13 protein-coding genes are annotated in these 13,790 nt (G+C 41.5%); 10 read left to right on the forward strand and 3 right to left on the reverse strand.

The genetic code is table 11. The features are described from left to right. Nucleotides 1-5: 5 nt before the first annotated feature. The 6 genes from LQ216_RS10550 to LQ216_RS10575 all read left to right on the forward strand — a co-directional run bounded on the left by LQ216_RS10550 (nt 6) and on the right by LQ216_RS10575 (nt 5,876). A complete protein-coding gene (locus LQ216_RS10550; RefSeq protein ID WP_230129268.1) occupies nt 6-641 on the forward strand; it encodes an ATP-binding cassette domain-containing protein in 636 nt (211 codons plus the stop codon). 21 nt (nt 642-662) lie between these two features. Next, nucleotides 663-1,448, forward strand: coding sequence for an iron export ABC transporter permease subunit FetB (gene fetB, locus LQ216_RS10555; protein WP_230129269.1), 786 nt, complete (start codon nt 663-665; stop codon nt 1,446-1,448). Between the two features lie 322 nt (nt 1,449-1,770). Continuing rightward, nucleotides 1,771-2,037, forward strand: coding sequence for a phosphocarrier protein HPr (locus LQ216_RS10560; protein WP_117304124.1), 267 nt, complete (start codon nt 1,771-1,773; stop codon nt 2,035-2,037). After that, nucleotides 2,037-3,752 (forward strand): phosphoenolpyruvate--protein phosphotransferase, encoded by a 1,716-nt coding sequence (ptsP, locus tag LQ216_RS10565; RefSeq protein WP_230129270.1) that lies wholly within the window; start codon nt 2,037-2,039, stop codon nt 3,750-3,752. Before LQ216_RS10560 ends, ptsP begins: the two co-directional genes overlap by 1 nt. A 431-nt stretch (nt 3,753-4,183) precedes the next feature. After that, nucleotides 4,184-4,969, forward strand: a complete 786-nt coding sequence (locus LQ216_RS10570) for an SDR family oxidoreductase (protein WP_230129271.1) — start codon at nt 4,184-4,186, stop codon at nt 4,967-4,969. A gap of 22 nt (nt 4,970-4,991) precedes the next feature. Next, complete coding sequence (locus tag LQ216_RS10575; protein ID WP_230129356.1) at nt 4,992-5,876, forward strand: NAD(P)-dependent oxidoreductase; 885 nt, start codon at nt 4,992-4,994, stop codon at nt 5,874-5,876. Between the two features lie 48 nt (nt 5,877-5,924). On the opposite strand, the gene LQ216_RS10580 is transcribed toward LQ216_RS10575, so the two are convergent. Beyond that, nucleotides 5,925-7,067 (reverse strand): aminotransferase A, encoded by a 1,143-nt coding sequence (locus tag LQ216_RS10580; protein WP_230129272.1) that lies wholly within the window; start codon nt 7,065-7,067, stop codon nt 5,925-5,927. Between the two features lie 361 nt (nt 7,068-7,428). Here LQ216_RS10580 and LQ216_RS10585 point away from each other — a divergent pair, with 361 nt between their 5' ends. Further along, nucleotides 7,429-8,712 carry a HAMP domain-containing sensor histidine kinase gene (locus LQ216_RS10585; RefSeq protein ID WP_230129273.1) on the forward strand — a complete coding sequence of 428 codons (1,284 nt, stop codon included), beginning with the start codon at nt 7,429-7,431 and terminating at the stop codon, nt 8,710-8,712. Between the two features lie 144 nt (nt 8,713-8,856). Further along, on the forward strand, nt 8,857-9,762 hold the full coding sequence (locus LQ216_RS10590) for a chemotaxis protein (protein ID WP_230129274.1): 906 nt from the start codon (nt 8,857-8,859) through the stop codon (nt 9,760-9,762). Between the two features lie 115 nt (nt 9,763-9,877). On the opposite strand, the gene LQ216_RS10595 is transcribed toward LQ216_RS10590, so the two are convergent. Together LQ216_RS10595 and LQ216_RS10600 are read right to left on the reverse strand one after the other, a co-directional pair. Next, nucleotides 9,878-10,369: a YkyB family protein gene (locus tag LQ216_RS10595; RefSeq protein ID WP_230129275.1), complete on the reverse strand. Its 492-nt coding sequence runs from the start codon at nt 10,367-10,369 to the stop codon at nt 9,878-9,880. 147 nt (nt 10,370-10,516) lie between these two features. After that, complete coding sequence (locus tag LQ216_RS10600) at nt 10,517-11,377, reverse strand: metallophosphoesterase (RefSeq protein WP_230129276.1); 861 nt, start codon at nt 11,375-11,377, stop codon at nt 10,517-10,519. A gap of 171 nt (nt 11,378-11,548) precedes the next feature. Between LQ216_RS10600 and LQ216_RS10605 the strand changes: the two genes are divergently transcribed. Both LQ216_RS10605 and LQ216_RS10610 read left to right on the forward strand, forming a co-directional pair. Continuing rightward, nucleotides 11,549-13,399, forward strand: a complete 1,851-nt coding sequence (locus tag LQ216_RS10605) for an SLC13 family permease (RefSeq protein ID WP_230129277.1) — start codon at nt 11,549-11,551, stop codon at nt 13,397-13,399. 64 nt (nt 13,400-13,463) lie between these two features. Then, nucleotides 13,464-13,673: a hypothetical protein gene (locus LQ216_RS10610; protein WP_230129278.1), complete on the forward strand. Its 210-nt coding sequence runs from the start codon at nt 13,464-13,466 to the stop codon at nt 13,671-13,673. Nucleotides 13,674-13,790 lie beyond the last annotated feature (117 nt).

Genomic DNA, 13,790 nt, shown 5'->3' on the forward strand with positions numbered 1-13,790 from the left:
ATCTGATGGAAAAAACCGATATGTTTTATCTCAAGGATGTCAGTTATAAGGATATAATCCAGTTAAAGGAATTGAAAATTGGTGAAGGAATCGTAACATGTATAGTGGGACAAAGCGGAGCTGGGAAAACATCGCTCCTCAGGCTGTTAAACAGGATGAACAATCTAAATGGGGGGCAGATCTTTTATAAGGGAGAATTACTAGAAACAATCGAACCGGTTGCCCATCGAAGAAAAGTAATGATGCTTTCCCAGACGCCGCTTATATTCCCAGGGAGCATTGAGGCCAATTTACAGATTGGATTAGATTTTTCTGAAAAAACCTCTGTTACAAAGGAAGAGTTTAAGAGAGTGTTACATATTGTTATGCTGGACAAGCGTTTGGATGATGATGCCGAAAAGCTTTCAGGTGGAGAAAAGCAACGATTGGCGATGTCGCGAATGTTGCTTTTGAAGCCGGAAGTTTATCTACTCGATGAGCCAACTTCCGCTTTGGATGAAGAATCGGAAATGATAGTGATGAACCGATTCATCGAGGAAGCTGGGAGCAATCAAGGAACGATTATTATGATTACACATTCGAAAATGTTGGCGGAACGATATGCTGACGAAATCATCACTTTACAAAAACAAAAACAATAACAAGCTAGAAGGGATAGTTTAATGGAATCTAAAGGGATCATTGATATTGAATTGTGGAGGCTAGCAGCCGCTTACCTTTTTGTCATTCTTTTGCTGTTAATCGTGAAATGGAGAGGGATTTCACGGGAGAGAAGGATTATTATCGCTACTGTGAGGATGACTCTTCAGCTCGTACTGGCGGGTTATGTCCTGACTTACATTTTTGAAAATCCGCACCCGCTGTTATCGATTGGTTTTCTTTCTCTCATGGAGATACTTGCGATCAGGACTATTTTTAAGCAGCTGGACGTTAAGATTAATAAAAAAATTAAACTGGCTATCGTCATTTCGATGGTAGTGGGTCCCCTGGCAGCTTTAGTGTACTTCAATGGAGTTGTCATCCATTTTCAGCCATGGTATGAACCGCGGTATTTCATCCCAATTGCCGGGATGATTATCGGAAACGCGATGACAGGAATTACATTGGGAATGAAAACATTGATTGAAGGATTGACGAGCGAAAGGGATCGGATCGAAGGAGCGCTCATGTTAGGGGCAGCTCCTTCCAAAGCAGTGAAGAGATACACGGATCGCGCTTTTGATTCAGCAGTCCTGCCAACATTGAACAATATGCTTGGAATGGGTATTATCTTCCTGCCTGGAATGATGACAGGACAGATATTGGCCGGGATAAGCCCAATAGTGGCGATTGAATATCAAATTGCGATTCTATTGGGGATACTGGGCAGTGTGTCTTTGGCGGTTATTTTGTTTATATTACTTTCTTATCGGGTGTTTTTCACAAAGCAAGCCCAATTGGATATTTAATGTAGCCGTTTATTTTTGAACAGAATGTGAATCACGGGATGAAACCTTCGAATCTTGCGTTTTTTATTTGATTTACATGCGATTATTAGGTAAATTGTAATAGTAAGAATAAATGATGTATGCATTGTCTGACAAAGAAAAGATAGCTATTTTGGGACAAGTGATTTTTGAAAATGCTTTCTTTTCCAAGAGCTTTTTTCTCAATTTTATAAAATAGAATTATCCCAAGCTGGGAAACATGAACATATAAAAAATTCTATAGATGTAAAAGAAAAGGTAAGACAGGCTTCATCAAATCAATCGTTTAAGGAGAATGATCACGATGGTAGAAAAAACGTTTAAAGTTATTGCAGAAACAGGTATTCACGCTCGCCCGGCAACATTGCTTGTACAGGCTGCAGGAAAATTCGACTCCGAAATTAACCTTGAGCATAAAGGAAAGAAAGTGAACCTTAAATCGATTATGGGCGTCATGTCACTTGGTGTCGGTAAAGATGCGGAGATTACGATTTCAGCTGAGGGAAGCGATGAGCAAGACGCGTTGAACACGCTTGAAGAAACTTTGACAAAAGAAGGTTTAGCTGAATAATGTCTACATTATTAAACGGCATTGCCGCTTCAAACGGCATTGCGATTGCAAAGGCTTACCGCTTGATCGAACCTGATTTATCGGTATCGAAACAAACCATTGAATCAGCTGAAGAAGAACTGTCGAGATTTCAAAGTGCCGTCGAAACTTCAAAGTCTGAGCTTCAGAAAATTCGCGACAAGGCTGAAACGGATTTGGGAGCAGATAAGGCAGCCATTTTTGACGCGCATTTATTAGTTGTAAGCGATCCTGAAATGATAGGACCGATTGAAGAAAAAATAAAATCTGAAAGCATCAATGCGGAGTTTGCTCTAAAAGATACTGCAGATATGTTTATCACAATGTTTGAGCAGATGGACAACGAATACATGAAAGAACGTGCTGCCGACATTCGCGATGTGACGAAGCGAATTCTGTCCCATCTGCTTGGTGTTCAAATCCCCAATCCGAGTATGATCCAGGAAGAAGTGGTCATCATCGCTGAAGATTTAACACCATCAGATACAGCTCAATTGAATCGTCAGTTTGTTTTAGGTTTCACGACTGATATCGGAGGACGCACTTCCCACTCCGCGATAATGGCCCGTTCCATGGAAATTCCCGCGGTTGTAGGAACGAAAGCGGCGACTTCCTCGATTCAAAATGGCGACATGGTCATCGTGGATGGCATCAATGGTGAAGTCCATATCAACCCGACACCAGAGCTAATCAACAAATATCAAGAACAAGCAGCAGCATATGAACAACAAAAGGCTGAATGGGCTAAGCTTGTGAATGAAAAAACCGTTTCTGCTGACGGACATCATGTTGAGCTTGGGGCAAACATCGGCACACCAAAGGATTTAGAAGGTGTCGTGAACAATGGCGGAGAAGCGATAGGCCTCTACCGTACAGAATTCTTGTATATGGGACGAGACCAGCTGCCGACTGAAGACGAACAGTTTGAATCTTATAAAGCTGTTTTGGAGGGTATGAAGGGAAAACCGGTTGTCGTCCGTACGCTTGATATCGGCGGAGATAAGGAATTGCCTTATCTGGATCTTCCCAAGGAAATGAACCCGTTCCTTGGTTACCGTGCCATTCGCCTGTGCTTGGATCAGCAAGACATTTTCCGGACGCAGCTGCGTGCGCTGCTTCGAGCAAGCACATATGGGAATCTGAAAATCATGTTCCCAATGATTGCGACACTTGGGGAATTCCGCCAGGCCAAAGCGATTCTTGAAGAAGAAAAGCAGAAGCTTGTTGCTTCCGGCACCTCTGTTTCCGAAGAAATTGAAGTCGGGATCATGGTTGAAATTCCGTCTACCGCAGTAATGGCCGATACATTTGCAAAAGAAGTGGATTTCTTTAGCATCGGGACAAATGACTTAATTCAATATACAATGGCCGCTGACCGGATGAACGAACGGATTTCTTATTTGTATCAACCATATAATCCGGCAATCCTGCGTCTTGTGAAAATGGTCATCGATGCTGCGCATAAGCATGGCAAATGGGCCGGAATGTGCGGGGAAATGGCCGGAGACGAGACAGCGATTCCTCTATTGTTGGGACTTGGCCTTGATGAATTCTCAATGAGTGCCACATCCATATTAAAAGCACGGTCACTCATCAGTAAATTATCAAAAGTAGACATGGCGACGCTTGCTGAATCTGTTTTAGATTTAGATACAAACGAAGCGGTCATGGAAGCTGTGAATAAAGCAATAAAATAAGAAAAAGGGCTGATTACTTTCAAAAGTAATCAGCTTTTTTTGTATTCATAATCAAAGGATGAAAATGCTGTAAACAGAAAACAAAGTGATTTAAACGAAAAACAGAGCGATTTAAATGAAAACTACATCCATTTAAACTAAAAAATCACTTGAAGAGGCTCTGTTAAAAAAAGTTTAATAAAAAGGTTTATCATTTTTTTATGGCGGGTATATGTAAATCAAGTACAGTTGGTTTAGCTCGGTTAAAGCAGCTGACATTCTCATTTCCCCCTTTTGAAGCCGGTCTGAGTTCGCTCAGCCGGCCTTTTTTTTGTTTTAAGATTTCCAGGTTTAGTTCATACAGATTCCTGTTCAAATATGTATAATGTAGATATTGAAACAATTTTCTGAAAATGGCATGACCATTCGAAAGAAGAAAGGGAGTGAGGAAAATGGATTATCAATTAACAGGTAAAAATGCGATTGTCGTCGCATCCAGCAAGGGGCTTGGCAAAGCAATCGCTGCTGAATTGTTGAAAGAGGGAGCGAATGTGCTCATTGTCAGCAGGGATGAAAATAAGCTAGCCGCAGTTCAAAGCGAGCTTTCCGAATTAGGCAAAGGCAGGATTATCTATTCTCAAGCAGATGTTAGGAACTATGAAGAAATAAAAGAGATGGTTGAGAAAGCAGTATCTCAACTTGGCGGGATTGATATTCTCGTTAATAATGCTGGTGGGCCTCCTGCTGGATCATTTGAGCAAATGACGGATCATGAATGGCAAAATTCCTTTGAACTGAATCTTTTGAGCTACATACGAACAATCCGTGAATGTCTGCCTTACTTAAAAAAACGAGGCGGAAAGATCATCAATATTGCCTCTTCTTCGATTAAAGAGCCGATTCCCGGACTGATTCTTTCAAACACGTTTCGGACCGCGATCGTCGGATTGTCAAAAACGCTTGCCGAAGAGTTTGCTCCGTATGGAATTATTATTAATACAGTTGCGCCGGGCAGAATTGCAACCGACCGCGTCCGCCACCTTGACGAGGTGAACGCGGAGAAAAATGGTATTTCGGTTGAGGAAGTGGAAGAAAACGTGAAAAGTAATATTCCGCTGGGCAGATATGGGAAGCCGGAGGAGTTTGCAAGGGTGGTCACATTCCTTGTGTCTGACGCAAATACGTACATGACCGGCAGTGCCTTCTTGGTCGATGGCGGAATGATAAAGTCGATATAATCAGGTAGGAGTGAAACAAATGATTTTGAATAAAGACAATACAACGATTGGTTTCATCGGCACTGGCGTCATGGGAAAAAGCATGGCGGGACATCTGCTTCAGGCAGGCTACAAACTGATCGTATATACCCGGACGAAGGAAAAAGCGAAAGAATTGCTGGAAAATGGAGCAGAGTGGGCTGATTCTCCAAAGAAAATGGCTATGCTGGCGAATGTGATCATTTCCATTGTCGGCTATCCGCATGATGTGGAAGAGATTTACCTTGGAGATGATGGCATTATCAAAAACGGACGTGAAAATACATATTTAATAGATATGACAACGTCCACTCCGGAGCTTGCCAGCAAAATTTTTTCTGAGGCGAAGAAAAAAGACATGCATGCCATCGATGCCCCGGTTTCCGGTGGAGACATTGGCGCAAAAGAAGCAAGGCTGGCAATTATGGCCGGAGGGGATGAAGCCGATTTTGAAGCGGTCAAGCCGCTTTTTAAAATAATCGGCACCAACATTATCTATCAAGGTCCGACCGGATCAGGTCAGCATACGAAAATGTGCAACCAGATTGCGATTGCATCTAATATGATCGGAGTCAGTGAAGCGGTTGTCTATGCAAAAAAAGCAGGCTTGAACCCTGAAAAGGTATTACAATCAATCTCATCAGGTGCCGCGGGGAGCTGGTCTCTATCAAATCTTGCACCGAAGATGATAGAGGGTGATTTTGAACCAGGTTTTTATATTAAGCATTTTATTAAAGACATGAATATTGCCCTGCAGGAAGCGGAGAAGATGGGAATGGATGCGCCCGGCCTTTCGCTCGCAAAAGCGCTGTACGACCAGCTGGCTGAAGCCGGGGAAGAAATCAGCGGCACCCAGGCGCTTTATAAATACTGGCAAAAAAATGAATGAATTCGAAAAAGCATATCCCCTATTTCAGGGAATATGCTTTTTCAGTGTTCACTTTAAAAATGCTTCGATTCGGTCCATTGCTGTTGTAAGTGTGTCCATTGAATAGGCATAGGAAAGACGGAAGTATCCTTCGCCAAGCTGTGAAAATGCATCACCTGGCACCACGGCAACCTTGGCTTTCTCCACCAGCTCCAGGCAAAATTCCAATGAACTTTTATAGCCGTCCGGTAGCTTGACGAAAAAATAAAAAGCTCCGTCCGGTTTTACAACCTGTAAATTCATCTGATTCAGCCGATAATATACATATTCCCTTCTTTTTGCATATTCTTCTTTCATCGGCTTTGCGTCATCAATGCCTTCCGTCAGTGCTGCATAAGCCGCCTTTTGGGACACGGATGCAGCGCAGGTTACGTTATATTGATGGACTTTAAGGATATGTTTACAAATGGCTGCCGGAGCAAGAATGAATCCAATTCTCCAACCGGTCATCGAATGGGATTTCGAAAGTCCGTTAATCACGATTGTTTGTTCCTTGATAAAAGAAGCAATAGAGATATGTTTTTGATCGTATACCAACTCACTGTATATCTCATCGGCCAGAACAAAAATATCCTTGTCCTTTACCAGTTTCGCAATATCCATGAGCTCTTCGGCTGTAAGGGATACACCCGTAGGGTTGGAAGGGTAGGGCAGTACGATGCATCTTGTTTTTTCGGTTATGTACGGTTCCAAAATCTCAGCGGTAAGCTTGAATCCGTTACCGGTTGTATCCGCGTATACCGGTTTCGCTCCGCAAAGCGTGATGATCGGTTCGTAGCCGGGATAGACAGGTCCGGGAAGGATGACTTCTGTATCAGCCATTAAAATCGTGCGAAAGATAATGTCAATTGCTTCACTGGCTCCTGCGGTAACGATGATTTCATCCTCCGCTTGATAATCCAAGCCGTACTTTACGCTAAAATACGATGACGCCGCTTCCCTAAGCCCGATGAAACCAGCGTTGTGTGTGTAAACGGTAAAATTTTCGTCAACCGCTTGTTTAGCATAGTCTTTAATATGACTCGGTGTTGGAAAATCAGGCTGCCCGAGGGTAAGCGAAATTGTATCGTCAATATGGGCAACCATATTATAAAATTTTCTGATTCCGGATATTTCAATATCTTTAACTCGTGGGTTGAGCAAATGTTCCATTCCTGTGTTCCTCCCTTTCTTTTATCTATTTTACACTACATAAGGAGCCAGGGAAAAACTAACTGATCTAAATGGGGATTGTATTCCCTTTTGGAAAGCTTTTGGAAGATTAATAGAAATGTGTTTATCAGGAATTTCTATATCGGTTATATTATGGCTGCTTTCACGGAGAAAAAGCAGGGATTGCACGATATGATTGCCAGCACATTGGTTATGAAAAAATAATAAGATCAGACGTCTTATTGCTGGATTTCGTTAAGTGAATCCGGTTTCTTTAAAACAATAAAAAATTTCTTGTTAAACGACCGATGATAAGGGAGTTGTATTGTAATTTTTTATAACATTTTTAAGGAATGATAAAATGTTAAACTTGGAAAATGTATTTTTGCATTTATTAATCATTATTTTACCGGTATTTCTTTATCATGGTATTATCGGGAAAATGAATTACTTCCCGAATAACAAGCGAAATCAATTTCATCGATTTTTATTATTGGCCATATCCGCCATATTAAGTATGGTTTTTCCTATTGCTGGTATTAACGGGATTTCCTATGATTTTCGTTCTTTAGTCATCATATTCGCATTTTTTTATTGCGGAAAGAATTACGCTTTTCTGCTTATCCTTCTGACCAGTTTGTTCCGTATTTTTATAGGTGGCAAAGGATTGATGGCATCGTTTGTCCTAATCCCTTTCATATATGCCCTTCCACTTATTTTTTCATATTTTTGGAGCAGATTTTCCAAGAAGCAAAAATATATGTATGCACTTTTGGCCGCTACGGTATCCATTGTTATGTTTTATTTTTCTCTGCTTATCTTCAATGTAGATGAAACCAACAACTTCTTGTATACGGATGACTTTTTTCAGGCCTTGATTGTTGGCTGGCTTTGTTATGCTGTCATTCTTTTGACCATCGTTTTTTACGAGGAATATATGGAAGAAAATGCGTTGCTCAGAATTCAAATCATCAATTCAGAAAAGATGAACGTTGTCAGTGAATTGGCTGCCAGCGTGGCGCATGAGATCAGGAACCCATTGACTGTCGTTAGAGGCTTTATTCAACTGATGAAGGATGATAAATCGGCGATGAATAAAGAATACATGCAGCTTGTATTAACGGAGTTGGCAAGGGCAGAGACCATCATTGCTGATTATTTGGATCTTGCGAGACAGAATTCGGTAAAGCGTGAGATCTTCCAAGTTTCGAGCCTCATTAAAGATGTAATGAATGTTATGAAATCGTATTCGAATATGAACGGTGTTGACCTGAGTTATTACATTCATCACGATTATAAATTGATCGGCGATTTGGGCAAGCTCAAGCAGGTTTTCTATAATCTGATTAAAAACTCGGTAGAATCAATCAATCATACAAATGGCAGGGTGATGATCAATGTAACAAAGCATGACGGGAAAGCGTTGATCGCGATTACCGATAATGGCATAGGAATGGATCAGCAGCAGCTTGAAAGAATAGGAGAACCCTTTTTCACACTTAAGGATACCGGAACCGGCTTAGGCGTAATGGTTACGAAATCGATCATCGAAAGTCATCATGGAGGGATTGAATATGAAAGTGAGCCAGGCAAGGGCACAGAGATATTCATGACTCTTCCCCTCCATAAAGAGGAAACAGACTAAAATAGGCAATTAAATCTCATATAATTATCGTTTTGTTATAAAGAATTGATTTAATCAGCCGAAAAAATCTGTGAGGATATTCTATTTTTTACTGCAATATGTCCGACTAATTATTGATTTGGAGACGAAGGAAGGGCGAATTAAATGGAGAATGCTAAAGGAATACTGCTTGAAAGTGGCACAAATGAATTGGAAATTGTCGAGTTCGGCATCGGAGAGAATAAATTCGGGATTAATGTAATAAAGGTTAAGGAAATCATCAATCCTATACCAGTTACCCTGGTGCCTCACGCCCATCAAAATGTGGAAGGAATCATTGAATTGCGCGGTGAAGTGCTTCCGGTAATCAATGTTGCCCAGGCGTTAGGTTTCCCACCTGCGGAAAACCCGGCATTGGATAAATTCATCGTTGCTGAATTTAACCAATTAAAAATGGTTTTCCATGTCCATAGTGTTTCGCAAATCCACCGGATTTCCTGGGGAGAGATTGAAAAGCCTTCTGAAAGTTATCAAGGAATTGACAGCCAGATTATTGGCGTTGTTAAGTTGAACGGTGACATGATTTTATTGCTGGATTTTGAAAAGATTGTTGTGGATATTAATCCCGAGTCAGGGATCAATATTCAGCAGGTTAAGAAATTAGGTAAGCGCGAGCGCTCCAATAAAAAGATTGTTGTGGCGGAAGATTCGCCGCTTCTAAGAAAGCTCCTGCACGATACATTGAATGAAGCCGGTTTTCAGAACCTTGAGTTTTTTGAAAACGGCCTCGATGCCCTGCAATATCTGGAAGGCCTGCTTGCTTCCGGGAAAGATATTGTCTCAGAAGTTCAAATGATCATCACAGATGTTGAAATGCCGCAAATGGACGGGCATCATTTAACGAAAAGAATTAAAGAGGATGCAGGTCTGGGGATATTGCCGGTTATCATTTTCTCTTCGCTGATTACGGACGACCTTCGTCATAAAGGTCAGATAGTAGGTGCTGATGCACAAGTCAGCAAACCTGAAATTGCCGAGCTGATCCAGTTGATAGACGAGCATATTTTATAGAGAATAAAAATGGGTGCCAAAGCTAAATGCTTGGCACCCGTTTTTCAGATAGAAATGGTTATATTTTCTGCATGAAAGCAATTTCGCCTGATTATCATCTTAAAAAAGCGCTCAATCAATATTTAAATCCTTTTCCAAGAAATGAGGACGGGAACGTATTTTGGAAATTATTTTTCTGATGTTGCTTTGATCCTTTAGGCTTATCCTTATTTAATTCATCAAGATTGCCCACATAGTCTTGCAGGACTTGTTTTGCTTTGGATAGGGAAAGAGTTGCCTTTGGATTCCGAACATGAGCGGTGCGGCTTCCTAAGTGAGGTAAATTTTTAAAATCATCCCTTGTTGGGGGTAAGTGAAAAATAAAATCGCCACATTCGATGATGACATCTGATTGCTGCGCAGAGAATCGAGGATTGTCTGAAAAATGCAATCCTTTTTTTTCGGCTTTGCCTTCTGTGAGCATCTTGTTTATAGCGGCACGCTTTAAATTATAAAGGTACTTTGGTTCCGGTGCTGTTTTTGCATGTTTATTAACAACAAAGAGTGCTTGTGCAAGAAAATTTACTGAATGATCTTCACTGGAACTCTGACCTTCTGTTTGACGCATATGGTAACTCCTTTCATAAACCTTTCCGTCTATTTTTATTATATCATTTTAGGATTTGTTTGTAAGAAAAAGTAAGCGGTCTGTTAGTACATGACGAGGTAATTTCTGAAAGCTGTTTTTTCATGTCCTCTCTAATGATATAATAATTTAGTGAGATTTTAAATCGAACACGGTAATCTCCGGTCTGGACAAGAAGCGATATGGAAGGCGGGTTGTTCCCAGTCCTCTGTTCACATGAAGTTTTAATTGGTCTATATCAAACGTGCCTTCTTTATACTTTTCTGCAAAAGGCGGTGTAATGAGAGCCCCGACAAATGGGATTTGCACTTGGCCACCATGACTATGACCGCTCAGTTGCAGTTGAATATCGTATGTTGCCGATGTATCGGCGAGATCGGGAGCATGTGAGAGCAGAATTGTGTAGCTGTTTTTCGGGATGCCTGCTGTTGCTGCGGCAAAATCGGGATTTCCAAGCATGGGATCATCAAGGCCTGCAATGAACAATTCATCTCCATTTAAGAGAGAAATCGAGGTATTGGCATTGAGCAGAACCTGAAAGTCAGACTTTCGCATAATATTGTCGTATATTTCTGAACCATACCCGCCATGGTCATGGTTGCCGTATATACAGAACTTCCCATGCGGGGCTTGCAATTTCTTTAAAAGCGGTATGGTTTCCTTTTGAAAGGGATATTGATTGGGATGATCCATCAAGTCACCTGTAAAAATGATTAGATCGGGTTTCAAATCATTGATTTTTCCGATAATCGATTCCAAGTCAGCAAGCTGGAATTGGAATCCTAGATGCGTATCGCTGAACTGAACGATCCTAAACCCGTTAAATCCTTTCGGGATTAGTGGGTGATGTATGGAAATGGTATTGATATCGAGCCATTTTGGTTCAACTTCATGAGTGTAGTACTTGCCGCTAACACTAATGCCGGACAAAGCAAGAATGGCCGCAATTGATCTTTTTAGAAAGGATCTGCGGGTTATATTATTTTTCATTATGATCAACCTATCTAGTTCTAATAAGTGTTACTATCTCATACTAACAAACAATATACATAAAAAGAAGAATATATTATACTTTTATTCATTGCTTTTAAAAGAATCAGGATATTAAAAAACATAGAGACAAATATCCTTCAAGAGCGAACATCTACCTGGGGGTACCGAATGACGCAGTCCATGCTTTTTACATTTATTATCATTGTTGTGACGATAGCCACCTTTATTCAAGGAAAATTCAGAGCTGATTTAGTTGCCCTGACCGCACTATTAGTGCTTAGTATAACGGAGATTCTTACTATGGAAGAGGCCCTGTCAGGCTTCTCGAATCCAGTCGTGATCATGATTGCCGGATTATATATTGTAAGCGCTGGGGCATTCAGCAGCGGTCTCGCGGAAAGGCTCGGGAGTTATTTTCTTAGCCTGAGCGGCAATAGTGAGCGGAAGCTTTTTGTGATTGTTATGCTTACGGCCGGCCTGTTCAGCGGCTTGTTCAGCGGGACGGCGACTGTTGCTGTCTTGCTTCCGATAGTGACCAGCATGGCGCTTAAGCAGAAAACGAGCCCTTCGAGATTCCTGCTTCCGCTCGCCTATGCCAGCAGCCTTGGCGGAGTTCTTATGTTAATTTCTAATTCGCCTAATATGATTGTCAATGATGTATTGCGAAGTAATGAATTTGATACGTTTGATGTTTTTGATTTTACGCCGATTGGCCTTGTTGTTTTGGGAGCGGGTCTAATCTTTATGCTCACGGCAGGCAGGAAGCTGCTTCCGAATCAAACGGTAACCACCAAGAACAGCGGGAAGGATATATCCGCCTCGGAGCTGGCCGGTATATACAAAGTGTATGACCGATTGTTTTATCTAAATATCCCTGAGGAATCAGATATAGTTGGCGAAAGACTTTCAGGGCTGATTTTACCGATAAAGTATGAAATTACAGTGATAGAAATTACCAGAAAAATAAAAGAAAAGTCGTTGCGCCAAAAAAGTCAAACGTTCTCTGCCAAAGCGGATGAGATTCTGCATCCGGATGACATCATTCTCGTTTTTGGCGAAGAGAAGTCCGTCAAAGGATTGGCTGAGGATTATGATCTGGGCTTGAAGAAGTTTAATGCTGACGCGATTAAAAAGCATTTCCTTGGCAGCAAATTCGGGCTGACGGAAATTCTTATCGTCCCTCATTCCGACTATGAAAACCAAACGCTGAAAGATGTCCATTTTCGGGAAAAATATCAGTGCAATGTGCTGGCGATCAATCGAAAAGGGGAATATATTCAGGCAGATGTGGGTACAGAACAGTTACAGTCTGGAGATGCTCTCTTAATTCATGGTGAATGGGATAATATTAACAGGATATCAGCGGATCTGCAGGATGTCATTGTTATTGGCAGTGAATCAGAAGATAAGGAACGCACTGATCCATTAGGCAAAGCGCCGGTTGCGGCCGGAATTATGGCCCTTATGCTTATCCTGCTGGCTGTCGATATCATACCACCGGTTCTCTCCGTTTTAATTGCGGCATTTTTGATGATCGTGACCGGCTGCATTAGATCGATTGAAGAGGCCTATCAACAAATAAATTGGGAGTCTGTCTTCCTGCTTGCGGCGATGGTTCCCCTGGCGATTGCCCTTAATAATACGGGAGGAGCCATGCTGATAAGCAATGGGATAAACGAAGTCCTTGGCGGGCTCGGACCATACGCCCTTCTTTCGGGGTTCTATTTACTGACGATGATACTTGCCCAATTCATTTCGAATGCGGCCACCGCTTTCTTAATAGCGCCGATCGCTTTCTTAAGCGCCGTCACGATGCACCATAGTCCTTATCCATTTCTATTATGCGTGGCTGTTGCTGCCTCGATGGCCTTCTCTACTCCCGTTGCTTCACCAACGAACGCACTGGTCATGACAGCGGGCGAATATAAATATAAGGATTTTGCCCTGATTGGCATTTTATTGCAAATATTCATCGGGTTGATCATGATTGTTGTTATACCTGTGTTTTTCCCATTCTAATATGCTTCTAATGATGGACCTTAGGAGAGCATCCCTGCCATCTTTAAACAAGAGAGGGAATTGCATGATGAAGAACCGTACGTGTGAAAAACTGTTTATTCCTTCCAATCTGGGATTAATCAGGATTCATATTTCCGGATTTGAATCATTGGAAGATTCCGGGGAGGTTGTGGCCGTTTTAAATGACCTTGTTGTCAAAAAAAGAGGCTATTTTAAAAGAAGGATGATCCTCAACACGTTTATCAAGCTTAATAAAATGATAGCTGAGCAATAGAACAGCCTGTTCCCTAATAGACTATTTGCATTCTTTCACAGGAATGCCGTCAGTCTTCAAAAAAATAGGGGGACAGGCTGTTTTTATTTCACTGCTTATGAGGCAATGGTATAATTC

Source organism: Bacillus sp. CECT 9360, assembly GCF_918741275.1.
Lineage (GTDB): Bacteria > Bacillota > Bacilli > Bacillales > DSM-1321 > Peribacillus.

Bases quoted from the DNA above. Each gene is read 5' to 3' on its own strand.
- fetB (WP_230129269.1), top strand. From the start codon at position 663: ATGGAATCTAAAGGGATCATTGATATTGAATTGTGGAGGCTAGCAGCC.
- LQ216_RS10600 (WP_230129276.1), bottom strand. From the start codon at position 11,377: ATGAAAAATAATATAACCCGCAGATCCTTTCTAAAAAGATCAATTGCG.
- LQ216_RS10610 (WP_230129278.1), top strand. From the start codon at position 13,464: ATGATGAAGAACCGTACGTGTGAAAAACTGTTTATTCCTTCCAATCTG.
- ptsP (WP_230129270.1), top strand. From the start codon at position 2,037: ATGTCTACATTATTAAACGGCATTGCCGCTTCAAACGGCATTGCGATT.
- LQ216_RS10580 (WP_230129272.1), bottom strand. From the start codon at position 7,067: ATGGAACATTTGCTCAACCCACGAGTTAAAGATATTGAAATATCCGGA.
- LQ216_RS10570 (WP_230129271.1), top strand. From the start codon at position 4,184: ATGGATTATCAATTAACAGGTAAAAATGCGATTGTCGTCGCATCCAGC.
- LQ216_RS10585 (WP_230129273.1), top strand. From the start codon at position 7,429: ATGTTAAACTTGGAAAATGTATTTTTGCATTTATTAATCATTATTTTA.
- LQ216_RS10550 (WP_230129268.1), top strand. From the start codon at position 6: ATGGAAAAAACCGATATGTTTTATCTCAAGGATGTCAGTTATAAGGAT.
- LQ216_RS10595 (WP_230129275.1), bottom strand. From the start codon at position 10,369: ATGCGTCAAACAGAAGGTCAGAGTTCCAGTGAAGATCATTCAGTAAAT.
- LQ216_RS10560 (WP_117304124.1), top strand. From the start codon at position 1,771: ATGGTAGAAAAAACGTTTAAAGTTATTGCAGAAACAGGTATTCACGCT.
- LQ216_RS10605 (WP_230129277.1), top strand. From the start codon at position 11,549: ATGACGCAGTCCATGCTTTTTACATTTATTATCATTGTTGTGACGATA.
- LQ216_RS10590 (WP_230129274.1), top strand. From the start codon at position 8,857: ATGGAGAATGCTAAAGGAATACTGCTTGAAAGTGGCACAAATGAATTG.